Origin of the sequence: Ewingella americana ATCC 33852, assembly GCF_000735345.1 — a bacterium.
Classification (GTDB): domain Bacteria; phylum Pseudomonadota; class Gammaproteobacteria; order Enterobacterales; family Enterobacteriaceae; genus Ewingella; species Ewingella americana.
Genome location: NZ_JMPJ01000038.1, coordinates 67,734 through 93,886 on the forward strand (window position 1 = coordinate 67,734; position 26,153 = coordinate 93,886).

Consider the following 26,153-nt stretch of genomic DNA (forward strand, 5'->3'; position numbering starts at 1 on the left):
TTAGCCTTTATTTACAGCGCGGGGCGCGAAATGTTCGCTGGAGCGGCGTTTTGGTGTTGGCGTCAAAATAGCGGCTGGGCCAGATAGTGGCAGGGTTCACGCCAATTGCCTGACTGATCAGCATTTCCCCTTTCGGCCACGGGCGCGATAGCGCGTTTGCCAGCGTGGAGGAACTCAGCCCCGCGCCACGGGACACGGCGGCGAGAGTAGTGCCTTTCTTGCGCAGCGCGGCAATGATATCTGCCTGATGCCAGTCTTGTTTATTCATGATTTGCCACTCCTTGCAGTTGAAAAGCCAAGGCGAGGAAGGGCAAAAAGGTCGAGCTGTGAGGGAGTGTCATATGTGTTTCCTTATTAGGTTTATGCAGTATCCCCTTCAGAATTTTAGGTTCTCACTCCCAGCTGCGGATTTTGCCGCAGCAAGGCAACTATAGTTAAGTCAGAAGCCTTAACCAAGCGGCTAAGTTCTATTCTGCGGCACGCTTTCCAAGAAAAATTCCTGTATTGCAATGAGTTACATTGACCCCATGAATGGGTTAGCCCGCCAGCTGATTCAGTTTATCCATCGCGTCTTGCGGAATATCCAGCTGGGCGGCGGCGAGGTTGTGTTGCAAATGGCTCACCGACGAGGTGCCGGGGATCAGCAAAATGTTCGGCGAACGGCGCAACAGCCAAGCCAACGCCACTTGGATGGTTGAGGCATTCAGCTCATCCGCCACCTGCTGCAAACCCGCTGACTGCAAGGGATTGAAGCCGCCGAGCGGGAAGAACGGCACGTAGGCGATGCCTTGCTCTGCCAGTTCGTCAATCAGTGCGTCGTCCTTGCGATGAGCCAAATTGTACATATTCTGCACGCAGACAATCGGCGCGATACTGCGCGCTTCGGCGACCTGATTCGCGGTGACATTACTCACCCCAATGTGGCGTATTAGCCCCTGATGCTGTAGCTCGGCCAGCGCGTTCAGCTGCTCTTCTATCAAGCCTTCCGTGGGTTGGTGAGCATTAAACATAATGCGCAGGTTAACCACGTCGAGCACGTCCAGTTGCAGATTGCGCAAGTTATCATGCACCGCCGAGGTCAGTTCCTGCGCCGAATAGGCCGCCAGCCATGAGCCGTCGCTGCCACGCTTCGCGCCCACTTTGGTGACAATCGTCAGGTCACTGGAATAAGGATGAAGCGCCTCGCGCACCAGCTGATTGGTGATGTGCGGGCCGTAAAAGTCACTGGTATCAAGGTGATTTACCCCAGATGCCACCGCCTCGCGCAGCACGGCCAGCGCCGCCTGTTTATCTTTTGGCGGGCCGAACACGCCCGGACCGGCGAGCTGCATAGTGCCATAGCCGAGACGTTTTACACTGCGCGTGCCAAGGTTGAATGTGCCGCTTTTATCGATGCTTGTCATAGTTGTCTTCTTGCTTTCGCTGAGTAAGGGAAGTACAAGTATATGAATCATCCTTCAGGTTTAGAATTCGCATTTATGAACACACCTCCTAAGACGCTCAAGCCCCGTAAATCGCCAGTTCAGGCCCGATCGGCTGCCACGGTTGCGGCTTTACATACGGCAACCATTCAGGTTTTGACCCAAGAAGGGCTTGCGCGATGCAACACGACGCGGGTTGCCGAGCGCGCGGGCATCTCGGTAGGCAGCGTCTACCAGTATTACCCCAACCGCGATGCGCTTTTGGCGACGGTGCTGGCTTATCATCTGGAGAGGGTGGCGACGGCGGTTGAAGAGGTGTGCGCCGCCTGTCAGGGCCAGCCGGTGGATGTCATGGCGGCAAGGCTGGTGAAGGAGTTTTTAGCGGCAAAACTGCACGACACCGAGGAATCAAAGGCGCTGTATCGCGTGGCGGCCGAGCGCGACGGCGCGCGCGTGGTGGCTATTGTGCATCGGCGGATGTCGGCGGCGGTTTCAACCATGCTGGTGAGTGCGCCCGACGCCCAGTTTAAAGACCCGGATGTCACGGCGGCCATTGCCCTCGGCGCGCTGGCAGGCCCGGTGCGCGCCTTGTTGGAGGGGCTTTCCTCTCCCGAGTTCGACCAGCATCTGCCCGAGCAGCTGACTCTGCTGCTACAGGGTTATTTTCGGCGCGGCGGGGGCGATTCAGCCTGACTTTTCTGCCAACTCCTGAGGGCTGAGCACGTAGTCCGGCGCATCCAGCAGCCTTTCAATAGTCAGGTCGATAAAGGCCCGAACCCTTGATGGCTGGGCCGCGCGGCTGCCGTAATAGACGTGAACACTCATATGGTCGGTGACGTGCTGGGTGAGCAGCGGCACCAGCCGTCCGGCGCGGATTGGCGCGGCCGCCGACAGACCGGAGAGCAGGCCAATCACGTGGCCTGAGAGCACCGCCTGAGTCTCGAGCTGTGCGTCGTTGCTCGACAGCGCCGGGCGCACGTCAACTGAAGTCACTTCGCCATCCACTTTTAGCAGCCAAGGCAGCACGCGCTCCGAGCCGGGGTGGCGAAAGGTGCTGCAACGGTGCGCGGCCAATTGCTCGATATTCTGCGGCGCGCCGTGGCGGGCGAGATAAGCCGGAGAGGCGCAGACAATTAGCTGCATGGCGAACAGGCGGCGAACCGAGACACCGTCTTCCGGCGGCTGACCAATACGAAAGCCGACGTCGGTGCGATCTTCCACCCAACTGCCAATGCGATCGTCGAGTTTGATGTCCGGCTCGACGTCGGGATGGCGTCCGCAGAACTCGTCGAGCAGCGGCCAAAGTACCGGCAAAAACGAATACTTTGGCGCGACAATGCGCAGCGGGCCCGCAATCGCGTCTTTCACATTACGCACCCGATCCCCGGCTCGCTCCAATGCCGCCAACGCGGGCTGGGCAGCATCAAGAAACTGCTGGCCTTCGGTGGTCAGCGCCAGACTGCGGGTGGTGCGATGCAGCAGGCGCACACCGAGCCGCTGCTCAAGGCCCGCCAGCGCCTGACTCGCCGCCTGTGGGCTGACTCCCTGAGCCGCTGCGGCTCGGCGAATACTGCCCAGTTCGATGGCTTTGATAAAGGTTTCGATGGCGCGCAGGTCGCTAACAGGCATGGCAATTCCTCTCCTAATAGAGCGTCGAGTATCAACCTCTACTTGTTACTGAGTCAATAATTGGCCTACTAGTGGCTTGCTACTCTTTTACCTAACATCGGCTCTGACATCATTTTTCGGAGCTTGCTATGAACAACAACATCAAAGACAAAGTCATTGTGATCACCGGCGCGAGCAGTGGTCTTGGGCTGGCCGCCGCACGTCGACTGGCACAGCAGGGGGCTTGTCTGGTACTGGGCGCGCGGCGTATCGAACGCCTGCAACAGCTGGCGGACGAGCTGAATGGCGAAGGGTATCGGGCGATTGCCGTCGAGGCCGACGTCACGCGTCTTGATGATGTAAAACGGCTGGTGGACGGCGCGGTGCAGACCTTCGGGCGAGTTGACGTGATGGTTAACAATGCCGGGCTGATGCCCATTTCGGCGCTGGAAAGGCTAAAAGTTGAAGACTGGGAGCGCACTATCGATGTGAACATCAAGGGCGTGCTTTATGGCATCGCGGCGGCGCTGCCGCACATGCAGCGCCAGATGTCCGGCCATTTTGTTAACGTGGCATCGGTTGCCGGGCACAAGATCATGCCTAACGGCACGGTCTATTCTGCCTCCAAATTTGCCGTGCGCGCCCTGTCGGAAGGGCTGCGGCAGGAGGTAAAACCTTGGAATATCCGCACCACTATTTTGTCGCCGGGGGCGGTGGACACTGAGCTTCCCGCCAGCATTACCGAGGCTGACGTCGCCAAGGGGATGCAGGGGTTCTACCAGTCTACGGCTATTTCGGCTGACTCATTCGCCCGCGCCATTATCTTCGCCATCGAGCAGCCCGAGGATATGGATGTGAATGAAATCGTCTTCCGGCCAACTCGCCAACAGGCTTAACGCAGCCTCCCGTGTCGGCACTCTGCTTGCCGACACGTCTTCCTTCTTCATTGTGTTTTTCGCCCCTCAAAATAAATGTCATATAACATTTATTGTATAAATGCTAAGTGACATCTATTATGGCTACGACTGAAACATACATTGGAGAAAATTATGAGTTTTAAAGACAAGATCATCGGCCGCCTTGGCTTCGGCACCGCCCCTCTGGGTAATATGTTCCGCGCGCTGTCTGACGAAGAGGCCGCAGAAACGGTGGAAGCCGCGTGGCAGCAGGGGATCCGCTTCTTTGACACTGCGCCGCTGTATGGCGCTGGCCTGTCTGAAAGCCGACTCGGCGAGGCGCTGGCGAAGTATAAGCGCAGTGAATACACCTTAAGTACCAAGGTCGGGCGACCCATTTCTGACGAGCTGCACGCTGCTCCTCGCGCCGGGGCTTTTGGGCTGGGTAACCAGAACAAGATGCTGACCGATTATTCGGCAGATGCCACTATGCGCTCTATTGAGGGCAGTCTGGAGCGGCTGAAAACGGACCGTCTGGACTTAGTGTTTGTCCACGACGTGGCTCAGGACGCGCACGGCGACGAGTGGATCGAGCATTTCAATATTGCTCGCAAAGGAGCTTTTAAAGCACTTTCTCGGCTAAAAGAAGAGGGCGTTATCAAGGGCTGGGGGCTGGGCGTGAACCGCGTCGAGCCTTGCGAACTGCTGCTGGACCTCGATGACGTGCGCCCAGACGGCTTCCTGCTGGCAGGCCGCTATACGCTGCTCGATCACCAACAACCTCTGCAACGTTTGCTGGCCAAGGCGAGAGCCAAGAACGCCGAGTTTATCGCCGGAGGCCCTTACAGCTCGGGCGTGCTGGTGGGCGGCAAGCATTTTGAGTACAGCGAGGCGTCGCCGGAGATCCTCGAGAAGGTCAAAGTCATTCACGACATCGCCCGCCAGTACGGGGTAGATGTTAAAGCCGCCGCTCTGCAATTCCCGCTGGCCGAGCCACTGTTCGCCGCAGTGATCCCCGGCGCCAGCCGACCTTCGCGCCTTATCGAAGACAGCAAAGCAATGGCAGAAGTTATCCCGCAGGGCTTCTGGCAAGCTTTAAGAAACAAAGGCTTAATTGCCCCACAGGCTGAAACGCCGAATATGGGTTAATGCTGTTTATCCGGCGGGGTGGGGACATCCCGCTGGGTTAGGCTATGTCTTTTAATAATGAAGGCCGTGGTGGTGATAGGGGCTGGGTAAATTCAGCTATGTGCCAGGAGCGGACGTTACTGATAACGGAATGCACTAATCTGCGGAGGCTGGTCAACACAATATGCAACATGGGCAGAAGCAACAACGGTGCTGTCGTGACATCAGCTTGTAAAGTAGTATGAGTTCTTCTCCTGTCCCACTCTGGATGCTCAATGACATTACAAGCGACCTATCATGAACAGCCAACGCCCGATGATGAAACGGAAGGTGTTTCAATCATCTACGTTAATCCTTTTGGCACTAATGGAGAAAAGGATCGGCGACTTCTAATCAGTAAGGACGCTGAGCCCATTCTTATTTTACAGTTGTATGTTCGTGCGGATGAAGATGGCTGGCTAATTTCCAGCGCCTTTTCTGAATTTCTCCTGAATGACTCTCACATAGCAATCATTTGTGGCGATCACTTTCATGTTATTGACCTGACCACTCACTCGTTCAGAAGCCATTCACTTGGTGATTACGTTGCTCATATTTATTCAATTCCTGACGTCCATTCTGACAGGCTACATGATCGGGTTATGGTCACCACTTACTGTCACGTTTTTCTGATTGAAATTGCAGGGGGCATTCTCTGGAAATCCATTCAGTGCGCCATTGATGGCGTGATAATTACATCAATAGAGAATGATACGGTGCTTGGCCTTGGAGAGTGGGATCCGCCAGGAGGATGGGAGCCGTTTAAGCTTGATCTCAAAACGGGTATCCCGATTTGAAGAAGGAATTTCCCTCACAGTAATTTCTAGAAAGGGATTTTGCTAACTTTTTATGTTATCTGCTGACGCGGCCTCGATCACATCAGCATTAGATCCTGCTTCATCCATAACTGTGCTACTCGTTAACCTGCCCGGGAGTTCTCTTTTAACCAATAGTAATAAGAATCGTGAACTTCCGCTCCTCGCTCAAAGCGGACTTTGCCGAGCATGAATTCCTTCTGTGCCCAGAAGTGGAAGTGGCTAACAATAATCTGAGTTGTTCAACGGGGAATGGGTCATTCCATTGATCTAATCATCTAGCACTGTAGGATTTATAATTATCTTTGTAATTCACCACTAACAAGGAAAAGGCATGTTCGGAATCTTTAGAAAGAAAACACCTGAAACTAAGCCTGGGCAAGGTTCCTCAATCACGGCAAAACAGTTTATTGCGCTGACGCTGAGTGATGAAAAGCTGTCTATGCCCGTCTATCTTCCGGGGATCCGTAACGAAGATGATTGCGAGGATATTGGGCTAGGTCCTCTCATTTATATCTGGAATGTGGATCGTGCCGCTGGCACATTCAGCCTCTCAGTTAACGGTAAAGCGATTGCCCACCTCCTTGAGCCATTTGTGCCTCGAGATAACCCTGCGTATGTTGAAATCCGTGATGAGGCAATGAAGGTTATCGCTGACGTGTCTACTCAGTCCGTGCTGACAACCATAGAGAAAACTGGCCTCATGCCCGATGTTTTGTTTGCTTACCACGTTGAGGATGCACAGCAGGAGCAAAGCTGACAGTCAGGTAGAGTTTGAGATTGCGCTAGGGAGACTAAGTTAATCAGTCCTGTCATCGCAACGCTAAATTAGCCTCAAGAAATGCTTTAGATTGCCGAAATATATTTAGCGTTATTCCTGAAAATAAACAAAATGGATTGATCCCTATGAAAAAACTCTTACTTCTTGTTCCGCTGGTGTTTACTGCGCCGGTATATGCTTCTGAAGTCACGGTAGGTCAGGTTTGCAAGGCTGCTTCTGCTGCAATGTTTGGCCGTGACCATAAGATCATGCAACTGGATAAAGTCGAATCAGGTACTGCCTACGTGCATTATATCAGACAGAACGATGGCACTCGTTGGGCAATCAAGTGCAAACTTATAGGTGATCAAGTTATGTGGGCATCTGACAATCCTGACAGCATAGGTCGCTGGCGGGATGATCCTGCAGACAGTACAGTCAAATATGCTATTGATGACAAAAAAATTATTATTACCGAGCTCTACAGTGACGGTTCCAGTACCACTAACTCTTATCCCTTGAAACAGCTAAAGTGACTATGACCTGCTTTCCTTGATTACAACACCTCAATGTTGGTCATGTAGTTGTGGGAGTTGCCAACTTCCGCTCCTCGCTCTCAGCAGACCCTCAGCGTCAAGTGTTTGTCTGCTGTGGGCTAGGAGCTGAGATATCTTACTTTTCGATGTATTTATCAATCGGGAGCAGGCCAGTAAATCTAAATTTTGGTGTAACACTCTCTCTTCTAAGTATATGACTTATCGGTAATAATGATTTATAGTCAATATATCACCTAGAATTGATAGGTACCCAATGAAGGCACTCTCTATAGTCCGTCCTGCTGGAACACAAATCGCAAATGGACTGAAAACGCTAGAAATAAGACGGTGGAAACCTGAAATTCGGGCAGGGGAAGAGATATTACTGGTTGAAAACGAAAATTTCCTTACTGCTGATGGTCAAGAGGAAAACGGAATTGCCGTTGCCATAATTACTTTGGGAGAAATCAGAGAATTTAGACGAGAGGATATATTTCAAGCGTGTGCATCATATTATGAAGACGGCTGGCTAGCTTGGGAGATAAAGACAATCAAGAAAATCGATAATCCATTCTCAGTTTGCGCAGCACGGAAACTTTACGAGATCGATGATTCAGTTCTTAATGCTGCGCGCTTAATAATAATTCGGTAAAACTCGACGTGAAAAGGTTTAACCGAATCAGATTTTGCCTGTGTGAAACCTCTAAATACCATTTCTAATCCAAGCATAAAGTCCGCTCCTCGCTCTTTGCGGATCTGTGCAAGTTACCTTATGGGGCATATTTTACGTTTTATTGCGCTCGAACAGAGGCCTCATTAATTAGAAAAATGGGAAATTGAATTTATGGCTAAGATCCAATACAACCTAACCCGTGGAAGCGATGTCATCCGTGATGGGATGTACCTCGAACTTTTTGAGGCTGGAACATCCCCGCTCCGGCAAATTGCTGAAGTCTTCTATTCCGATGTAACTCATGAGTTCTCTTTCTCTTGTTACGAAGGATGCATCCCTCTGGAAGAGATTGAAAAGCTCATTAACGAAGCAAAAAAATTGCTTCCGCCAGCAAAGCAGGAATCTTGATGGGCCTGAACGTCTGCTATGTGCCATAAGCGGAAGTTGCACACTGACTCCTAGGTTAAATACTGAATGTCGCCGCAGGTAGAAGGCTATGCTAGATTCAGAAGTTAAAAACTGAGTCGAGGATAATGAATGTTCAATATTTCAGAAGTAGATAAAAGTGATACTGACCTGATGTGGCTGATTAGCGAGCTTGATGCCTTTCAAAGCGAGCTTTATCCTGCAGAAAGTAATCACTGCTTAGATTTTTCAACAGTTGCCGACGAGAAACTCCGGTGCGTTATCGTTCGTGATGAAGCTGGCTTGCCTGCAGGTTGTGGTGCTTTACTAACTCATGAAAATGGTTCAGCAGAGATTAAGCGGGTTTACATTCGCCCGGAATACCGAGGCAGAAACCTTGGAGAGGCGATAGTCAGTGCAATCGAAAAAATTGCTTTAGACAAGAATTCGAGCCTATTGCGGCTTGAGACAGGGATTCACCAGCAACCGGCCATAAAACTTTATCGTAAATGTGGTTACGAGATATGCGAAGCATTCCCCCCTTATGCAGCAGATCCCTTAAGTGTTTTTATGTGCAAAGAACTTCCTTAACTTGACGTTGTTATGGTGCTATTGGAAGGGATCAACAATACTTTAATATTAAAAGTAAGTGCTCAGGAGCGGACATCCAACCGCTCCAATATAGTAACTTGACGCACGATTTTAGCGTTTTCCTTGTCGCAGTTTGTCGTGTTGATCGAGTTCATAGTCGATGAACGCACCGATCATAGTCCGATACACCTTTTCGATAATCACTGCGGGAAGCCCTATTTCAGTTGCCTGTTTACATACCTTGTCGATTACCTGTTGAACGCGGTCTGGGGCGCGCACAGCTGAATGGTCACTCTTGAAAGCTGCTGCAGCTATAACACATTGGCTACGTTGTGCGATCATTTTAACCAGTTCAATATCAATTTGGTCGATACGATTTCTAACATCTTCAATAGTTGAAAAACTTACCATCAAACTACCTAGCTAGTACGTGAGTACTGTAAATTATACAATTTTGTCTATTAATACAATGTTAAGTTTTAGAAGAATGACAGATAGGCCGGCATATCAAGCAAAGTTCCTGCATAACATGCGATTATTGGCAAAGCGATAAACGAGAAAGTGTTAATGTCCGCTCCTCGCTCAAAGCGGACATTTCGCGGAACTAGGTCCGCTCAGTGCCATGAGCGGACATAAATGATTTGGAAATGCCCAGATTAACATACACAATAATTAGGCTTACCGAGTAAAATTTATGAATGGTTTTATCGAGATATTACCTGATAATTTTGACTGAAAAAAGTAAAAGCAGTACATGTTGTCTATAGGTGGAAAGAGGCATTCAATGATCAATAATATTTGCATCAGTCTGTATGGTTCAATTGAAGACATCTGCAAACAGCAACTTGTTAATGCAGGTTTCAGAGTTCCTAAAGAAACTACTAACGGCTACTTACCTCTCCTTTTGAACATGAATAAAAGACTTATTGAACCCCGTAAAAGGAATGTGCATTTTCACAGCACCTTGATTGTTCCGGAAAAAAATAGAAATGGCTTTGCTTTGCTCATTAATAAAATGCAATGTGGGAGTAACATTAACGGCTATCAAAGTCATCATTTGGAAAGAACTAATTTCAATGATGATTTTTTGAATGATTTCGGCTTACATCATTTCCATCTTGGTGAAACAACTCAAAAGACTGGAAAGCATAAGCGCTACATTGAAAGAACTGGTAATACTATTTTTGCAAAGGTTGATCAGAACGACATTTATTTATTAGGAGTGTTCGGTCATAACAGTGAAGAAAAACAATTCATCTATTCTGATGAACAGTTGCTCAAGTCCTTATATGATGAGTGGCCCCATCTCCTTGAACAGTGTCGAGTTAGAGGTGTGACAGGGCAGACATTATCCCCAGAAGAGCGAAATGCCTTGCGAAGTAACGGTACCAATGTGATTACGGCCCTTAGTGATGACATTGCAATTATGTCTCCCGGGGGAGGGTTCATGGCAAATAAAATGAGTGCTTATGTTTCTATAGAAATGATACATCTATATCGTACAATTTCTCTGCTTAAAAAATCATTATTTAAAATTCAAGAACAGCATTATCCATTTGATGCCGATTTCAAAGTGATAACTTTCGGTCACGATGAGCTAAGTTTATTTTGCGATAAGAACTGTTTTTTTACAAAAATACAGATATTAGATGGCAATCATAAAACTATGAGTTTAGCGCCTGGGTATGGGCCAGTTTACACTCATGGCTTCGTGCGAGGTCAAACGACTAAGCTATATGTTGCATTAATTGAAGCGCTAAATACTACTGCGAGCAGAAATTATCTACATCCATTTCCGTCACTATATATACGACATTTATGAATCTTTAATGTTCAATTTAATCAAATAAGAATTTCAGGAATTAATTTTGAATCACAGATGTGCCTGATTTCCGCACGAATTTCCTTAAGGAGTCTTTGGCATGCGGATTCGATTACTTTTAAAGTGAACTTCCGCTCCTCGCTCAAAGCAGACATTAATATAAGTTGAATTAGTTAAACTCCGTGATATTTCTCTAATATGACATCAGTATCGTTAATCGCTGTTTCATTGCCCCAGCCCAGCTGCATACAGAATTTCTCTGCGCGACTACTTCTATCGCAAGAACACGCCCCCCAAGTACCGTAAACAAAGGTTTAGTGCTTCTAAAACCACACATATCGTGGCCAATTTCAAACTAAAAATGATACGCCAGACCACTGTACTCACCCAGCGGAATGGTGGTAACTCGCAGCATTAAACCCCGCCCCCTATTAATGAACCCCGTTCATTATTTCAGTGAATTAGCTCGGATTGTTACCCTGTCTGTTGAGTCTTAAGCTGTTGCTATCCGTGAGCAGATTAATGGTCACGTCACTAGCACAGGAGTTAGGCATGGAAAAGAAGATGAAAGCCGTCGTGATGACTGGGGCTGGCCTCCCATGGGAAGTGTGGGAAGTCCCTATGCCAAAAGCTGAGCCGGGGCAGGTATTAGTTAAAGTCCATGCATCGGGTATGTGCTACACCGACGTGTGGTCAACCGAGGGCTACGGCGGCGACATCTTCCCGCAGACGCCCGGACATGAAGTGGTGGGGGAAGTGGTTGAAGTTGGCGCTGGCGTTCACAGCAGAAAGGTCGGCGATCGGGTTGGCACCACTTGGGTGCAGTCCTCATGCGGGCGCTGTGACTACTGCCGTGAAAACCGTCCTTTGACCGGGCAAACGGCGATGAATTGCGTTTCACCAAGGACCACGGGGTTTGTGGCTCAGGGCGGGCATGCCGAGTACATCGCTATCTCGGCGGAAGGCACGGTATTGCTGCCTGAAGGGCTATCCTACGTTGATGCAGCGCCGATGATGTGCGCGGGTTACACCACGTGGAGTGGTATTCGGGATGCCGCGCCAAAACCTCATGAGAAGATTGCCGTTTTAGGTATCGGTGGGTTGGGGCACGTGGCTTTGCAGCTATCGCGAGCCTGTGGATTTAATACCATTGCAATCACGCATTCGGCAGATAAACACGCGTTAGCCAAGCAGTTGGGGGCTGATCAGGTTGTGAGTTCCGGTAAAGAGTTGAAAGAGATCGGCGGGGCGGACATTTTACTGGTCACCACCAATGATTTTGATTCTGCACAGGAAGCCATGGCCGGGCTGCGAGTTGATGGGCGGGTTGTTCTTTGTGGATTGGATTTCAGCAAACCTTTTAGTATTTCCTCGGAAGGGGTGCCGTTCCACATGATGCGCCAGCAGGTTATCGGCTCCACTCATGGCGGCCAGCATTATCTCAGTGAGGTACTAAACCTTGCGGCTCAAGGTAAAGTGAAGCCGATTGTTGAGACTTACACCCTCGATCAGGCCCAAGAAGCCTATGCCCGCCTTTCCTCGGGGAAAATGCGTTTTCGTGGAGTGTTCACCCCTCAGGGTTAGCCCACGGGTTGAAGCTCGCAGGCTAGCCGGTGGCTGGCCTGATTTAAGCGCAATGGGTAGTTTTTTGTCACGCTAGCCATTACTTTTAAGTGTATGACACCCCTCAGTTGAGGCTATATGGGCCTAAACCCACCGTTTAAAAGCAATGATCTGTTCGCGCTGACCGTTTTTCTGGCCGTCGCCACGCACCGCAGTTTTCGTGTGGCAGCCACCGAGTTGGAGCTGACGCCTTCTGCCGTCAGTCATGCCATTAAAAATCTGGAAAAGCGCCTTGGCGTGCGACTATTTCACCGCACCACGCGCAGCGTGTCCTTAACCGATGCCGGCGAGCAGCTCTCTGCTCAGCTATCTCCAGCGTTTGGTTCGATCACTCAGGCGCTGGAGGAGGTTGATGATTTTCGTGATTCGCCGAAAGGCGTGGTGCGCATCAACTCCAGCGAGGGCGGGGTGCGGCTGGTTTTGCTGCCCATTTTGGCGCAATTCTTAGATAAGTATCCGCAGGTCCATCTCGACATCATATGCGATGGCAAGCTCAGTGATATCGTCGCCGACGGCTTCGATGCCGGTATTCGTCTGGCGGAGGATGTGCCACAAGATATGATTGCCATACGGGTGACCGGGCCGGTGCGATTTGCCGCCGTCGCCTCACCCCGTTATTTCTCCACGTGGGGCAGGCCAACGTCGCCGCGAGAGTTATTGGAGCATCGCTGCATTCGCTTTCGTTTCGACAGTGGGGCTATTTATCGTTGGGAGTTCGAACGTGATGGTCATGCTGAAGTGATGAACGTCACCGGCCCGCTGACCCTGACGGACCAACCGATGATGGTCGACGCGGCAATAGACGGTATCGGCATTGCGTTTGTGCCTGAGCACTTGGCGCTCAAGGCCATCGCCGAGGGCAGGCTGGAACGTGTATTAGACGACTGGTGCCCTGAATACCCCGGATTATCCCTCTACTACTCGGGGCATCGGCATGTCTCAAGAGGGCTAAAGGCGCTGATAAATTGCATTCGGGGAGAGTAAATCCAGATGGCAGTTTTTATGTGCTGCCAACTGTTTTTCATTTCAAATTTGTTCTTTCTACTGCTAGCGAGCGTTTCTGTTATCCACGCTAAAGCCGCCAGCTCCGAGGAGGAACAGGGCGATAAAGCCGCCGGACATGGTGACGTTCTTCATCAGCATCAGCTGGCTTTGCATGTCGGGGCCGCTATGGAAAATCAGCCCTGAGATGATACAGAACCCAAAGTACAGAATGGCGACAATTCTGGTTTGGTAGCCCACTAAAAGAGCCAGACCGCCGCCCAATTCGGTTAAGATAACCAAAGGCAGCAGCGCGGCGGGGACGCCCATAGAGGCCATATATTCGCCGGTCGCGTTATATGCTGAAAGTTTACCAATACCGGCAATAATGAAAACGGATGAAAGCACCACTCGCATAAAGACAGACACTAAACCGTAAAAGACTTTATTAGCGATTAGGTCGTTAAACTTTGCGTTTATAGACATTACTGTTTCCTCACTACATTTTGGAATAAAGGCATTAAAATGCTCGGCACGTGGTTAAATAACGCTGCGGCCGAACAATTAATGCATTAATGATATTTTTAGTTAATTAAGTCTTACTGTGTTCCGCCCACGGCTATTTATTTAAGGCATCGTGATTGGCGGGAGGGCTACCATATAAATGACGTAAGGAGTTGGGTAAGTAACCATTGTTATCGGTAATATTATAATGTTTAGCCACTTCAGCCGTCAGTAGGGTACTCCCCGACAAGGTTTTTAGGTTCGGGTCATTAAACAGTCCCCACACGACGCGTCCGCAAAACTCAGGGCTTTCAAAGCCTAATGTGTCACGGAGGTGGCGGGTTTTTGGGTCTGAGTCGGCAAGCTCAACCATGGTCTCTGTCGCCACGAAACCGGGCCAAAGGGAGACGGCGGAAACGTTGAAAGGCGCAAAGTGCTCGGCGTAGGACGCCGCCAATTTATCCAAGCCCGCTTTTGAGGCGTAATAGGCTGGGTCATGGACTTTCGCATCGGCATAGAAAGAGATATTGACGATCAATCCGCGCTCACCGGCAAGTAATAAGCGTGCCGCATGCCAAGTCGCAATATGGTGAGAGCGCAAACCCACATCCAATATATTGGCAAGGTCGATAGTCGCTTCCCAGAAGGGTTTTACGCCCATCTGGCTATTCAGCGACGTGGCGTTATTGACCAGAATATTGAGATAGCCGTGTTTCTTCTCCACCTGTTTAAACAGGCGTTCTATCTGCTTATCTTTAGACATGTCGCAAACCACGCCGATGCCTTGACCACCGGCTTGGGTTATTTCACTGACGACATCGTCGATGGACTCTCGGTCGCGGCCAGTAACATAGACAATCGCGCCTTTGCGACCCAGCTCTTTGGCGATACCCTTACCGATGCCCTTGCTTGAGCCGGTAATTACGGCAACGATCTCTTTTTCTTTTTTCATTATTGACTCCTGATGGCAGGGGCTAAGCCCTCATCTTCACTTAAAGCGTGACAACAATTTTGCCGAGTTGGGCATTAGCTTCGAGGTAATGATGTGCCATAACGATCTGTTCAAACTTGAAGGATTTGGCGATAACCGGCTTTAATTCGCCGCGACTCAGCGCCGTCAAAATAAACAGTTTTGCTTTGTCGAGGCGTGCCGGATTGCCGACAATCTCGCTATATGCATATCCCCGGATGGTGAGACCTTTTGGGATTGCCAAACTGGCCGGGAAGGGCGTGATTTCGCCACTAAGGTTCCCGTACTCAATTAGCGTGCCGCCGGGTGCCAGCATCTCGGCGAGCCTGATCACGCCTTCGCCGCCAACGCAGTCGAAGATAACTCGCGGTGGCTTATCTCCAGTGATCTCTCTCACTTCGGCCACGCTTTCTTCACCCTGAGAGGTGACAACCCAGGATGCACCGACATCCAGTAACGCCTGGCGTTTAGACTCGGTTCTTGAGGTGGCAATCACCTCTGCACCCAGCATGTTGGCGATTTGAATCGCGGCGATCCCTACGCTGCTGGACGCTGCCGTTACCACCACATAATCGCCAGCGGTGATTTTTGCCACATCAACCAGTGCGCCATAGGCCGTGATGTATTGCATCCATGCCGAGGCTGCCTGCTCCCAAGATAAGTTTTCTGGAAGTTTCACCACATTGCTGGCCGGGAAATGAATGGTTTCACCATAGGTGGGCCATTTGCCCATATCCAGTGACGGGATAACACTCACGGCATCGCCCGGAATAAAGCCTTTTACTTCTGCGCCAATGGCGTCGATAACGCCAGCCGCTTCATAACCCATTCGCTGCGGAAATACCGGAGGGAAGGCATATTGACCGCGACGCAGTAGCGCCTCAGCCCGATTCAAGCCGATAGCCTTGACCTTAATGCTGATTTCATCGGCGGCGAGGGGAGGAAGCTCTACATCTGCAATTTCCAGTACATCTGGCTCACCGACACGATTAAATTGAATTACTCGGGTCATTTTTCTCGCCTCTATAGATAACGCTGCATTTTTAATAAAACGTTTAAGCCAACAATGATTTACTGTTGGCTTTTTTGACATGAAAATAAGTGTGATTTTATATAAGGCTTATTCTTTCATGCGTAATACGGTTTTACCTCGATAGACTCCGCTCTTAACGGAATCCAATGCTAATGAGGCATCATTTAAAGAAAACTCCCTGGGTGGCGTGTAGGGGATTTCACCCTTAGCAATATCTCTTGCAATAGTACTCAATACGGCAGCGTTATATTTCATTTGGAAAAAAGTCCCTTTGCCCGGTTGGCCGTCTGGTTTTTTTCCGGCGATATCAACCGCAACCGCACTCGCAATACGGCCGTTCGGTGACAGAGCACTCCAGAGAGCTGTCAGGGGTTTCCCACCAACCAAATCAAGAATAAGGTCGACGTCTTTTAACTGCGCTAAAGCCTCAGGGTCGCTATAGTCAATGACCTCCGCGGCTCCCAATGACTTGACATAACTCTTGTTCTTTCTCGATGCCGTGGCGATGACCTTTGCCCCGGCGCGCTGCGCCAATGGAACGGCCAAAGAACCTACGCCACCGGCCGCGCCTTGAATCAACACGGTTTCTCCGGACTTCAACGCGCCGATATCAAATAACCCGGTCCACGCCGTCAGGCCAGCCACCGGCAGGGTTGCCGCGATGCTGTCGCCTAAATTATCGGGAGTAGGGACTAACAGGTCCGGCGTAGTTTCTATAATTTCAGCAAATGCACCATAGTTAAGCGACTTCCCAATGACGCGATCGCCTACCTTGAAGCTCGTGACGCCTTCGCCCACTTCAATCACATTTCCGGCAAATTCCACACCCAGAACGCAGGGCAGGACTAATGGAAAGATATTCTTAAATGTTCCGTCACGCAGTTTCCAATCAAGAGGGTTAATCCCTGCTGCTTTGATTTCTACAATGACTTTGCCGGGAGAGACTTTAGGCCGTTGGATTGGCTCAATTTTAATCGTGTCCTGGGCACCATAACGGTACATAACGGCTGCAAGTGGCTTATTCATGTTTTATCTCCTCAGTTATTTTCAAACTGTACCCGTATCAAAAATAATTAATAAGATGCTAAATTATGAACACTGCGTACCGAAAATGAGACAGCATATGAATATGGATGCCTTGCAGGACTTCATCAGCGTGATCACCCACGGCAGCTTCAGCGCGGCAAGTCGCGCAACGGTGACGCCTAAAGCCTCTATTTCGCGGCGGATCCGCCAGTTGGAAGATGAACTGCAAACCCGCTTGTTTGAGCGCACCAACACCGGTTTCGCCTTGACCTCAGAAGGGGCCATGCTATTCGAGCGAGTAAAGCCGCTGGTGAACGAGCTTAGCGACATCAAAACGGACATGATGGAACAGACTGCCAGCCCGTCGGGAAAACTGCGCGTTAGCGTTCCTCCCGTTATCGCCTTTGATACTTTGGGTAAAGCGGCTGCGCGTTATAGAGAACTTTATCCACTGGTTGAGCTGGAACTCGTGGCTGACAGCCGATTGGTAGATCCGATTCGCGAGGGTTTTGACGCCGTTCTTCGGGTAAATCCCAAGGTGGATGAAGAGATGATCGGCGTAAAAATATTCCGCGAGACGTTAGTCTTTGTCGCCTCACTGCAATACAGAGAGAGGCTGGCTGCGGCAGAGCCCGTCACCGGGCTGCCATTCATCAGTATTGGAACCCACTGGCAACCCACTCAGTTCAGCACTGTCTGGGAAGGGGAGCCAAGAGAGTTCAAGGTGAACACCGAGCTGTATATCTCGTCTCCGTTTATCACCCGTTCGACCATTATTTCGGGATTCGGCTCCGCGCTGCTGCCAGAAGCCTTAGTCGCCGATGACATCAAAGAAAATCGGCTAATTTCTCTGGGGGTGAGTGAAGACCCTGAGTTGATTTTATGGTGTCTCTATCCCAGCAGGCGCTATGTCACCGGGAGGTTAAGAGCCTTTATTGATTTATTGGCGGAAACCTTCGCACAGAGCAAAAGCATTGGTCGTTAACGGCTCGAAAAGTCAACCCGGCACCAAGGCCGCAAACTCGGGTTGGCTATTTCGCCACCGGCAGGTCAGCGTATCGGGTGGTGTAAGCAGGGGAAAGCATGTCACGTTTCATTGCCCAGCTTTTCTGGATGCCTTGTCCTGCGAACCATAATTTGCCTTTGCCACTCTGGTTCAGGCCATCGACGACGCGCATCAGTGCCTCACTGTTGGCCTGTGGCTTGAACTCGTCAAACAGGTTCAGTTGCGAAATACCCTGACTGAAGAAGTCGCCCAGCATCACGCCGGCTTTCATATATCGCGGCCCGTCCAACCAGATGCTATCAAGGGCATTCATGGCAACACGGACAATATCGCGCGTATCGTTTGATGGCGTTAACAGCTTGCCCATCGCCTGATTCCCGTAAAAGGTTTCGCCAACGGCATGCGGGCTGCTGCGGACAAATACGGCGATCTGCCGACAGTACTGTTTTTCGCCACGCAGCTTTTCGGCGGCCCGTTCGGCATAGGCGCAGACCGCCTGGCGCATATCGGCATACTCCGTGACGCGATAACCAAAGGAGCGAGAACAGACGATCTGCTGTTTAGTAGGCGCGAACTCCTCCATCTCAAGGCAGGGCTCTCCGCGCAGTTCCCGCACCGTGCGCTCCAGCACCACGTTGAAGTGTTTACGAATGACGTAGGTGCTTTGCTCCGACAGGTCTTTAGCCGTCAGGATACCCATGGCGTTCAGCTTCTTGCTGATGCGTCGCCCCACGCCCCATACGTCCTCAACCGGCGTCAGCGCCAGCAGTTTTCGCTGACGTTCGACGTTCGACAGGTCCACCACACCGCCCGTTTGCGGCCACTTCTTCGCCGCGTGGTTGGCCAGCTTTGCCAAGGTCTTGGTGGGAGCTATGCCGACGCCCACGGCGAGGTGGGTGTCACGCTTGACGCGATCCCGGATCTCCCGCCCGAACTCTTCCAAACTCCGGCTGTTGCTAAACCCGGTCAGGTCAAGAAAAGCTTCGTCAATGCTGTATATCTCAACCGACGGCGCCAGCTCCTCCAGCGTGGTCATCACTCTGCTGCTCATGTCCGCGTACAGCGCATAGTTAGAGCTGAATACGTGGATTTTATGCTTCTTTATCTCATCTTTTATTTTGAAGTAAGGCGCGCCAGTGCGGATCTCCAAGACTTTAACTTCGGCTGAGCGAGCAATCACACAGCCATCATTATTGCTGAGAACCAGCACCGGTTTACCGCGCAAATCAGGTCTAAATACCGTCTCGCAGCTGGCATAAAACGAGTTCACATCAACGAGTGCGAACATTAGCGCCTCAAGGTCATGATGGAGTGCTTCACGACGCCAAAGATTTCAAATTGATCCGGCTCGGTGATCGGGATGATGGCGTGCGCCGCATTCATAGGTTTTAGATGCAGAAAGGGTCTTACCATCAACTGCTTAACCGTAAATTCTCCCGACAGCGCGGCCACAATAATGTCGCCATGCTCGGCTTTGATGGAGCTGTCGACAATCAGCATGTCGCCATCCTTAATGCCCGCATCAACCATAGAGTCGCCGCTCACCTTAATGAAATAGGTCGAGCTAGGGTGGCTCACCAGCAGATTGTTCAGGTCAAGGCGCTGCTCAACATAGTCCTAAGCGGGGGAGGGAAACCCGCAGGGAACGCGATCAATGAACAGCGGCAACTCTGACACGGCGCGGATGTCCGCAGGCTTGAAAAACTCCATGATTCTACTCTCAACGGTAACTGTATTTATATACAGTATTATTGATCTGCGTGATGGATCAAGTCGATTTAGAGCCGTTCGGATAAAGGCGTTGTCAGCAAAGGGAATTTAGTTGGGAGCGCGGTGGCGAACTTCTGAGACAGCATCCTGCCGTGGGTTAGCTGACTGTCAAAAAGACACTGTGTAGTCAAATTGACATTTTTTATAAACTGTCATTTAGACACCATTAAAACAAAACACCTTAAAATTCAATGAAATAAATATTGGCACGTGGATTGCTATCTCTATACCAACAAGTCCCTTAATTATTGAAAGGTAGAGAAGATGGCGATTCAGGTAAAAAACAACATCCAGTGGGTTGGGCAACGTGATTGGGAAGTACGCGATTTTCACGGCACAGAGTACAAAACCCTGCGAGGTAGCAGCTATAACAGCTACTTAATCCGTGAAGAGAAAACCGTCTTAATCGATACCGTTGATCATAAATTCAGCCGCGAGTTTGTGCAGAAACTGGCGGAGGAAATCGACCTCAGCACGCTGGACTTCATTGTGATTAACCATGCTGAAGAGGACCACGCCGGGGCACTGACCGAGCTGATGTCTCATATCCCCGACACACCGATTTACTGTACTGCAAACGGCGTTGATTCCATTAACGGTCACCATCATCACCCCGAGTGGAATTTCAACATTGTGCACACGGGCGACACGCTGGACATCGGTAATGGCAAACAGCTGATCTTTGTCGAAACCCCGATGCTGCACTGGCCGGACAGCATGATGACCTATATCACCGGCGACGCGGTGCTGTTCAGCAACGACGCTTTTGGCCAGCACTATTGCGATGAACATCTGTTCAATGATGAAGTGGACCAGAACGAGCTCTTTGAGCAGTGTCAGCGCTATTACGCCAATATCCTGACGCCGTTTAGTCGCCTGGTTGGGCCGAAAATCCACGAAATCCTCGGCTTTAATCTACCTGTAGATATGATTGCCACCTCCCACGGCGTGGTCTGGCGCGATAACCCGACCCAAATTGTTCACCAATACCTTGAGTGGGCGGCGGATTATCAGGAAGACCGCATCACCATTTTCTACGACACCATGTCCAACAACACGCGCATGATGGCGGACGCCATTGCTCAGGGCATTAATGAAACGGATCCGCGCGTTAAGGTGAAAATCTTCAACGTTGCCCGCCACGACAAGAATGAAATCCTGACCAATGTGTTCTGCTCGAAAGGCGTTCTGGTTGGCTCTTCCACCATGAATAACGTGATGATGCCTAAGGTCGCCGGGATGCTGGAAGAGCTGGCAGGCCTGCGTTTTCGCAATAAAAAAGCCTCGGCGTTTGGCAGCTTTGGTTGGAACGGCGGCGCGGTGGACCGCATTCAAACTCGCCTGATGGACTGTGGTTTTGAGACCACGCTGGCGCTGAAAACCAAGTGGCGGCCCGACCGCGATAATCTGGAAGTATGCCGCGAGCATGGGCGTAATATCGCTCGCCAATGGGCCTTGGAGGCTCTGCCAGAAGTCGCCCCGACAACTCCGCAAACCGCGCCAAGTGCGGTGGAAAACAACGCCGCCGAGCAAGATTTAGGCCCGTGCATGCAGTGCAGCGTCTGTTTGTGGATTTACGACCCGAAAGAGGGTGAGGCGATGCAGGACGTCGCGCCAGGCACGCGTTGGGAAGAAGTGCCGGATAACTTCTTATGCCCGGAATGTGCGATGGGGAAAGAGGTATTTGACCCTATCAAACCGGAGGCAAAATGAGTGATCAGATTGTGATTATCGGCTCGGGTTTCGCGGCACGCCAGCTGGTTAAAAACCTGAGAAAACAAGATGCTAACGTGCCGATTGTGCTGATTGCCGCCGACAACTGTGATGAGTACAACAAGCCGGATCTGAGCCATGTGATTAGCCAGAATCAGTTGGCGGACGCACTGACGCGGGACTCCTCCGCCAGCTTTGCCGAGCAATATAACGTGCAGATGCACCCGCATACGCGCATCACGTCACTTGATACCACCACTAAAACCCTGTCCAGCGGCGAGAGCTGCTGGCAGTACCATAAGCTGGTGTTTGCCGTCGGGGCGTCGGCCATCGTGCCGCCGATCTCTGGTCACGAGCATATGCTGACCCTCAACAGTCAGCAGGAGTATCGCCAGTGCGAAGAACAGCTGCTGCAAGCCAAGCGGGTGCTGATTCTAGGCGGGGGATTGATTGGCAGCGAGCTGGCAATGGACATGTGCCGGGCGGGCAAGCAGGTGACGGTAATTGATAAGTCGTGCAGCCTGTTGTCTTCACTGATGCCCGTGGAGGCGAGTAGCCGCCTGCAATTTTGCTTGCAGCAAATGGGTGTCGAGCTGGTGTTCAATCAGCAGCTTGTCTCCCTTCAGCCTCATCAGCAGGCATGGCTTGCCACCTTAAGTAATGGTCGCGAACTTCTCGCGGACGCCGTGGTGTCCTCCATTGGCCTGCGACCTAATATCCAGCTTGCCGAGCAGGCGGGGTTGCAGGTTAATCGGGGGATTGTGGTGGATGCCCGTTTGCAGACTTCGGCAGAAGATGTTTATGCGCTGGGCGACTGCGCGGAAATCGAAGGCAAACTGCTGCCATTCCTGCAACCCATCCAGTTCAGCGCCATGACCTTAGCCAAGAATTTACTGGGGGCCAGCGATAACCTAAAACTGCCCGCCATGCTGGTGAAAATCAAAACTCCCAACATGCCTCTGCATCTCGCCGGGGAAACCCAGCGTCAAGATTTACAGTGGACCATTACGAGCGAAACTCAGGGCATGATTGCCAAAGGTTTTGATCAGCAACAGCAGTTACGGGCTTTTATTGTCAGTGAAGATCACATGAAGCAGGCCTTCGGCTTATTAAAGACTTTACAGGTTTGACTTTAAAGTCCATCCAGTCTGATAGGAGATTTAATGATGAAACATAGTATTCCAGCACATTACGTTCATACCCGTGCTACACCGTTTTGGGATAAAAACTCGGTGCCTCAAGCATTATTAACCCACCATAATACTAAAGCAGGGGTTTATGGTCGGCTGTCCGTGATGCAGGGCGCAGTAAAATACTTTGGCTTTGCCGATGCACAAAGCACGGAGCCTGATATGGAGATAATTATTAAAGCTGGGACCTTCGGTATTTCGCCACCGCAGAAGTGGCATCATATTGAGTTAATGACCGACGATACTTATTTTAATATTGATTTCTTTGCGGAGCCAGCAGCCATTCTTGAAGGTTCAGGATTAGGAACCGTGGTTAATACCAAAAAATAATAGATGAGTGAATAACGCCTAGCCTGTCGGGTAGGCGTTTTGGCATAAAAAATACAGGACATGATATGCAAAACAGTAACGCGCAAGAGTATTTCCATCACAAGTACCAGCTAACGCCGACGCACTCTGAAGTGGTTGCCGCCGCAGAGCTGATCCCAGCTGGGCGCGCGCTGGACTTGGGCTGCGGCGTCGGGCGCAACGCGCTGTATCTCAGCCTAAAAGGTTTTGATGTGACGGCTTGGGATAAAAATGCCGACAGCATCGCGCGGGTGAATGAGATTATTTCTCTGGAAGGGTTGGCCAATATTACGGCTGATATTCGGGATTTAAACCAGCTGCAATTAGACGAGCAGTATGATTTTATTTTCTCAACCGTAGTATTAATGTTCCTGCAGCCAGAGAGCATTCCGTCGCTGATTAATAATATGCAAACCCACACGCTGCCCGGCGGCTATAATTTGATTGTTGCAGCAATGGATACGCCAGATTACCCGTGCGTTATGCCATTCCCATTTACCTTTAAATCGGGAGAACTTAAAAACTATTATGAGCATTGGGAAATCATAAAATATAACGAAGATGTCGGGCAACTGCATAAAGTAGATAGCAACGGGGAAAGAATTAAACTGCGCTTTGCGACGCTTCTGGCGAAAAAACGCGAGATTTAATTCACCAGAAGACGTCGACTCTATTTCATTCCCAGTCGTTTTGCCAAACGATGCAAATTACCGCTATCGAGATTTAATCTTCTGGCCGTTAATGCCCAGTTCATATTGCATTCGGCCAGTACCTTTTGGATCACCTCTCTTTGGAACTGATGGGTCATGGCCGCCAGATCGTTTTGCATCATGATGTCGGGCGACAGGGAGGCTTCTTGCATCTCCGTCTCGACCTGACTCGCCAGATTGAAATGCAGCGGTAATAACTCCGTTACTGGGCTATTTTGCGTCGCGCGGGCCAGTACGGCAGCACGGTAAATGGCATGTTCTAACTCGCGAATGTTGCCCGGCCACGGGTAGTGCTCTAACGCCTTCAAGGCTCCGGCGCTTAAAATGAGCTGCGCCAGCCCGAGTTTCACGCGATAACGTTCGCAGAAAAAACCGGCCAGCAGGGGAATATCACTAATGCGTTCGCGCAGTGGTGGCACCAGCAGAGGGAATACGCTCAATCGATGGTACAAATCTGCGCGGAACTCACCGCTGACCACGGCCTGCTTGAGGTCGCGATTGGTCGCTGCCAGAATGCGCACATTGACGCGCTTCATGCTGTCATCGCCGACCCGCTGCAAGTCGCCATACTGGATGATGCGCAGTAATTTGGCCTGTAGCGATAAAGAGAGTTCGCCGATTTCATCCAGAAACAGCGTGCCGTTATCCGCCAGCTCGAACTTGCCGACGCGATGTTGAATGGCGCCGGTAAAGGCGCCTTTGACGTGCCCAAACAACTCACTTTCTGCCACGTTTTCCGGCAGCGCCGCGCAGTTTAGATAAACCAAGGGGCTGGAGGCGCGCGATGAGCCAAGATGAATAGCTCGGGCAACCAGCTCTTTCCCCACGCCGGTTTCGCCCGCGATAAGCACATTGAGGTCCGAACCGGCAACAATGCCTATCTCCTTCTTGAGCTGCTGCATGATGGGGGAAGAGCCAATCATTTCATCCCCCTCACGGCGGGTGCTGATTTGCTGCACAAACTCAGGAAGGGAGTGCTTTTCCAGCGTTTCAACCAGCAGCGCGTTATTCAAAGCGCCAGCGGCTAACACACTGATAAGCTGTAATTCTTCATCACTAAACTGGTCAAACTGGCGCGGGTTTAGGCTGTCGAAGGTTAGGGCACCAATCAGGTTTTGATCGGCAAACAGCGGTAAGCCAATGCAGGCATGCACCTTCAATTCATCCTGACCGGGGATCAGCCCGTCGTAGGGGTCTGGCAAATGGCTGTCTTCGGGAAAACGCACCACGTGCCCGGCGCGCGCGATGGCTTCAAGCCGAGGATGCTGGTCCAGAGAGAAACGCCGCCCCAGTACGTCCTGCGCCAAGCCATCAATGGCTAATGGCCGAAACTGCTGCTGTTCGAACCGCAACAGGGCCGAAGCATCGCACTTCAGCAGCTTGCGCAGGCTGCTGACTAACACGTCAAAGTGATCTCGCCGCGTGAGGCCGGATTGTAAATCAATGGCGATAGAAGCAAGAGACTGAATGGAAAGAGGCATACACCAATCCTAACGTTGGGTGCGATAACCCCCATTTTAACGGCAGCAGAGGGTGGGAACAAACCTTCTCGCGTCACTCGCGGTAAAGCTGCCGACTGGCACCGGGGGATTGCCCGGTAATGCGTTTGAACGCGCGACTAAACGCCGCCTGAGAGGTATAGCCCAGCCGCTGAGCCACGGTTTCAATCGACAGCCTTTCTTGTATAAGCAGCTGATTTGCGAGTCGCATTCTCAACTCAGCCACATAGCGCAAGGGCGGCACGCCGATAGTGTCGCTAAAGCGACCTGCGAAGACTGAGCGTGAAGTATGGGATTCTGCTGCCAGTTCGGCCACGGTCCAGTCTCGACCCGGTTGCCGATGTAGCGCCAGTATAGCGCGAGCCAGCCGAGGATCGCGCAGAGCAGCCACCAAACCCGAGGCATTATCACAGCCGCATTCAACCCAGCCGCGCACCATCATTGCTGCTACGACGTCCGCTAACCCAGCCAGAATGCCTGCAAATCCAATGCGTCCGGCGCAAATCTCGCGCTTCATTGCGTCAAGCATCGGCACTAAGTCGGGATAACGCGCCCCCGTAACGTCAGCCACCATGATGTCCGGCATCAGTTTGCCCAGACGCTGCATGCCGCCAAGATCAAACTCCATGCAGCCATAGAACAAGACGGCGCTAGGGGTGGAATGCGTGCTTGGGCAGGTGTCCACGCCACTGACATTATCACTGAGCGGAGCGGCGGCTAGGGTGTCAATGCCCTGTACCGGCAGGTCAGGGGCGGAGAGCAACTGATGGGCACTGCCTTGTGGAAGCAAAACCGCATTGCCCGCTGAAAGTGAGTGTAGGGTGCCATCGCGAGTACGCAGGAAGGCCGATCCCACGGCTAAAAAGTGGAAATAAGCATGGCCCGGCTGGTTTTTAAACTCCAAACCAAAATCAGGCCCTGTTTGAATGCGGCGATATCGCACGCCGCGCAGGCGCATGCCAGTCAGCAGCTCGCTTATCAGATCCGACGACAGCGCGAATTGTTCGTGTTCCGTCATTTTAGGCGTTTGGGTCAAAGATTCAGGAGTGACCATCATAGATCATCCCAAGCCTTCTCCCTAGAATT

Annotated in this window: 27 protein-coding genes and 2 pseudogenes; 17 read left to right on the forward strand and 12 right to left on the reverse strand. The window is 51.1% G+C overall.

Annotation, left to right across the window (positions count from 1 at the left end; genetic code table 11):
• Nucleotides 1–7: 7 nt before the first annotated feature.
• Together GEAM_RS06400 and GEAM_RS06405 are read right to left on the reverse strand one after the other, a co-directional pair.
• Nucleotides 8–268, reverse strand: a complete 261-nt coding sequence (locus tag GEAM_RS06400) for a helix-turn-helix domain-containing protein (protein WP_034789664.1) — start codon at nt 266–268, stop codon at nt 8–10.
• Between the two features lie 268 nt (nt 269–536).
• Nucleotides 537–1,403 (reverse strand): aldo/keto reductase family oxidoreductase, encoded by an 867-nt coding sequence (locus tag GEAM_RS06405; RefSeq protein WP_034789667.1) that lies wholly within the window; start codon nt 1,401–1,403, stop codon nt 537–539.
• A gap of 75 nt (nt 1,404–1,478) precedes the next feature.
• Between GEAM_RS06405 and GEAM_RS06410 the strand changes: the two genes are divergently transcribed.
• A complete protein-coding gene (locus GEAM_RS06410; protein ID WP_034789838.1) occupies nt 1,479–2,114 on the forward strand; it encodes a TetR/AcrR family transcriptional regulator in 636 nt (211 codons plus the stop codon).
• Here GEAM_RS06410 and GEAM_RS06415 read toward each other — a convergent pair.
• Complete coding sequence (locus GEAM_RS06415) at nt 2,106–3,050, reverse strand: LysR family transcriptional regulator (protein ID WP_034789669.1); 945 nt, start codon at nt 3,048–3,050, stop codon at nt 2,106–2,108. The genes GEAM_RS06410 and GEAM_RS06415 overlap by 9 nt on opposite strands.
• A gap of 128 nt (nt 3,051–3,178) precedes the next feature.
• On the opposite strand from GEAM_RS06415, the gene GEAM_RS06420 reads away from it, so the two are divergent.
• The 8 genes from GEAM_RS06420 to GEAM_RS06455 all read left to right on the forward strand — a co-directional run bounded on the left by GEAM_RS06420 (nt 3,179) and on the right by GEAM_RS06455 (nt 8,872).
• A complete protein-coding gene (locus GEAM_RS06420) occupies nt 3,179–3,925 on the forward strand; it encodes an SDR family oxidoreductase (RefSeq protein ID WP_034789671.1) in 747 nt (248 codons plus the stop codon).
• Nucleotides 3,926–4,078: 153 nt separating this feature from the next.
• Nucleotides 4,079–5,074, forward strand: a complete 996-nt coding sequence (locus GEAM_RS06425) for an aldo/keto reductase (protein WP_034789673.1) — start codon at nt 4,079–4,081, stop codon at nt 5,072–5,074.
• Nucleotides 5,075–5,328: 254 nt separating this feature from the next.
• The gene (locus tag GEAM_RS06430; RefSeq protein ID WP_034789675.1) at nt 5,329–5,889 is read left to right on the forward strand and encodes a hypothetical protein; all 561 of its coding nucleotides are present in this window, start codon (nt 5,329–5,331) and stop codon (nt 5,887–5,889) included.
• A 352-nt stretch (nt 5,890–6,241) separates the two neighbouring features.
• The gene (locus tag GEAM_RS06435) at nt 6,242–6,667 is read left to right on the forward strand and encodes a hypothetical protein (RefSeq protein ID WP_034789676.1); all 426 of its coding nucleotides are present in this window, start codon (nt 6,242–6,244) and stop codon (nt 6,665–6,667) included.
• A 146-nt stretch (nt 6,668–6,813) separates the two neighbouring features.
• A complete protein-coding gene (locus GEAM_RS06440) occupies nt 6,814–7,203 on the forward strand; it encodes a hypothetical protein (protein ID WP_034789677.1) in 390 nt (129 codons plus the stop codon).
• 274 nt (nt 7,204–7,477) lie between these two features.
• Complete coding sequence (locus tag GEAM_RS06445; protein ID WP_034789683.1) at nt 7,478–7,855, forward strand: ASCH domain-containing protein; 378 nt, start codon at nt 7,478–7,480, stop codon at nt 7,853–7,855.
• Nucleotides 7,856–8,047: 192 nt separating this feature from the next.
• Complete coding sequence (locus GEAM_RS06450; RefSeq protein ID WP_034789686.1) at nt 8,048–8,284, forward strand: hypothetical protein; 237 nt, start codon at nt 8,048–8,050, stop codon at nt 8,282–8,284.
• Nucleotides 8,285–8,413: 129 nt separating this feature from the next.
• Nucleotides 8,414–8,872 carry a GNAT family N-acetyltransferase gene (locus GEAM_RS06455; RefSeq protein WP_034789689.1) on the forward strand — a complete coding sequence of 153 codons (459 nt, stop codon included), beginning with the start codon at nt 8,414–8,416 and terminating at the stop codon, nt 8,870–8,872.
• 111 nt (nt 8,873–8,983) lie between these two features.
• Here the strand turns inward: GEAM_RS06455 and GEAM_RS06460 are convergent, their stop codons facing one another.
• Complete coding sequence (locus GEAM_RS06460) at nt 8,984–9,283, reverse strand: chorismate mutase (protein ID WP_034789690.1); 300 nt, start codon at nt 9,281–9,283, stop codon at nt 8,984–8,986.
• A gap of 373 nt (nt 9,284–9,656) precedes the next feature.
• Between GEAM_RS06460 and GEAM_RS06465 the strand changes: the two genes are divergently transcribed.
• The 3 genes from GEAM_RS06465 to GEAM_RS06475 all read left to right on the forward strand — a co-directional run bounded on the left by GEAM_RS06465 (nt 9,657) and on the right by GEAM_RS06475 (nt 13,301).
• Nucleotides 9,657–10,694, forward strand: coding sequence for a hypothetical protein (locus tag GEAM_RS06465; protein WP_034789691.1), 1,038 nt, complete (start codon nt 9,657–9,659; stop codon nt 10,692–10,694).
• A gap of 552 nt (nt 10,695–11,246) precedes the next feature.
• Complete coding sequence (locus tag GEAM_RS06470; protein ID WP_034789692.1) at nt 11,247–12,278, forward strand: alcohol dehydrogenase catalytic domain-containing protein; 1,032 nt, start codon at nt 11,247–11,249, stop codon at nt 12,276–12,278.
• A gap of 117 nt (nt 12,279–12,395) precedes the next feature.
• Nucleotides 12,396–13,301, forward strand: a complete 906-nt coding sequence (locus GEAM_RS06475; RefSeq protein ID WP_034789694.1) for a LysR family transcriptional regulator — start codon at nt 12,396–12,398, stop codon at nt 13,299–13,301.
• A gap of 63 nt (nt 13,302–13,364) precedes the next feature.
• Here the strand turns inward: GEAM_RS06475 and GEAM_RS06480 are convergent, their stop codons facing one another.
• The 4 genes from GEAM_RS06480 to GEAM_RS06495 all read right to left on the reverse strand — a co-directional run bounded on the left by GEAM_RS06480 (nt 13,365) and on the right by GEAM_RS06495 (nt 16,831).
• Nucleotides 13,365–13,784, reverse strand: coding sequence for a DoxX family protein (locus GEAM_RS06480; protein WP_051899427.1), 420 nt, complete (start codon nt 13,782–13,784; stop codon nt 13,365–13,367).
• A 133-nt stretch (nt 13,785–13,917) separates the two neighbouring features.
• A complete protein-coding gene (locus GEAM_RS06485; RefSeq protein ID WP_034789696.1) occupies nt 13,918–14,754 on the reverse strand; it encodes an SDR family NAD(P)-dependent oxidoreductase in 837 nt (278 codons plus the stop codon).
• A gap of 40 nt (nt 14,755–14,794) precedes the next feature.
• On the reverse strand, nt 14,795–15,784 hold the full coding sequence (locus GEAM_RS06490) for a zinc-dependent alcohol dehydrogenase family protein (protein WP_034789699.1): 990 nt from the start codon (nt 15,782–15,784) through the stop codon (nt 14,795–14,797).
• 108 nt (nt 15,785–15,892) lie between these two features.
• A complete protein-coding gene (locus GEAM_RS06495; RefSeq protein ID WP_051899428.1) occupies nt 15,893–16,831 on the reverse strand; it encodes an NADP-dependent oxidoreductase in 939 nt (312 codons plus the stop codon).
• Nucleotides 16,832–16,928: 97 nt separating this feature from the next.
• Between GEAM_RS06495 and GEAM_RS06500 the strand changes: the two genes are divergently transcribed.
• Nucleotides 16,929–17,816 (forward strand): LysR family transcriptional regulator, encoded by an 888-nt coding sequence (locus GEAM_RS06500; RefSeq protein ID WP_034789701.1) that lies wholly within the window; start codon nt 16,929–16,931, stop codon nt 17,814–17,816.
• 46 nt (nt 17,817–17,862) lie between these two features.
• On the opposite strand, the gene umuC is transcribed toward GEAM_RS06500, so the two are convergent.
• Nucleotides 17,863–19,125: a translesion error-prone DNA polymerase V subunit UmuC gene (gene umuC / locus GEAM_RS06505; protein WP_034789704.1), complete on the reverse strand. Its 1,263-nt coding sequence runs from the start codon at nt 19,123–19,125 to the stop codon at nt 17,863–17,865.
• A pseudogene (gene umuD / locus GEAM_RS06510) lies at nt 19,125–19,547 on the reverse strand (translesion error-prone DNA polymerase V autoproteolytic subunit). Before umuD ends, umuC begins: the two are co-directional and overlap by 1 nt.
• Before the next feature lie 324 nt (nt 19,548–19,871).
• On the opposite strand from umuD, the gene norV reads away from it, so the two are divergent.
• From norV to tehB, 4 genes and pseudogenes are all read left to right on the forward strand, one after another.
• Nucleotides 19,872–21,320 (forward strand): anaerobic nitric oxide reductase flavorubredoxin, encoded by a 1,449-nt coding sequence (gene norV / locus GEAM_RS06515; RefSeq protein ID WP_034789707.1) that lies wholly within the window; start codon nt 19,872–19,874, stop codon nt 21,318–21,320.
• Nucleotides 21,317–22,450, forward strand: coding sequence for an NADH:flavorubredoxin reductase NorW (gene norW, locus GEAM_RS06520; protein WP_034789710.1), 1,134 nt, complete (start codon nt 21,317–21,319; stop codon nt 22,448–22,450). Before norV ends, norW begins: the two co-directional genes overlap by 4 nt.
• Before the next feature lie 36 nt (nt 22,451–22,486).
• Nucleotides 22,487–22,840, forward strand: coding sequence for a TehB family protein (locus tag GEAM_RS06525; protein ID WP_034789842.1), 354 nt, complete (start codon nt 22,487–22,489; stop codon nt 22,838–22,840).
• An 80-nt stretch (nt 22,841–22,920) separates the two neighbouring features.
• Nucleotides 22,921–23,508, forward strand: a pseudogene (tehB, locus tag GEAM_RS06530) (tellurite resistance methyltransferase TehB); the annotation flags it as partial.
• Between the two features lie 20 nt (nt 23,509–23,528).
• On the opposite strand, the gene norR reads toward tehB, so the two are convergent.
• Both norR and GEAM_RS06540 read right to left on the reverse strand, forming a co-directional pair.
• The gene (gene norR, locus GEAM_RS06535) at nt 23,529–25,049 is read right to left on the reverse strand and encodes a nitric oxide reductase transcriptional regulator NorR (protein WP_034789716.1); all 1,521 of its coding nucleotides are present in this window, start codon (nt 25,047–25,049) and stop codon (nt 23,529–23,531) included.
• Between the two features lie 73 nt (nt 25,050–25,122).
• Entirely contained in the window at nt 25,123–26,124 is a 1,002-nt protein-coding gene (locus GEAM_RS06540; RefSeq protein WP_034789720.1) for an AraC family transcriptional regulator, read from the reverse strand.
• Nucleotides 26,125–26,153: the final 29 nt, after the last annotated feature.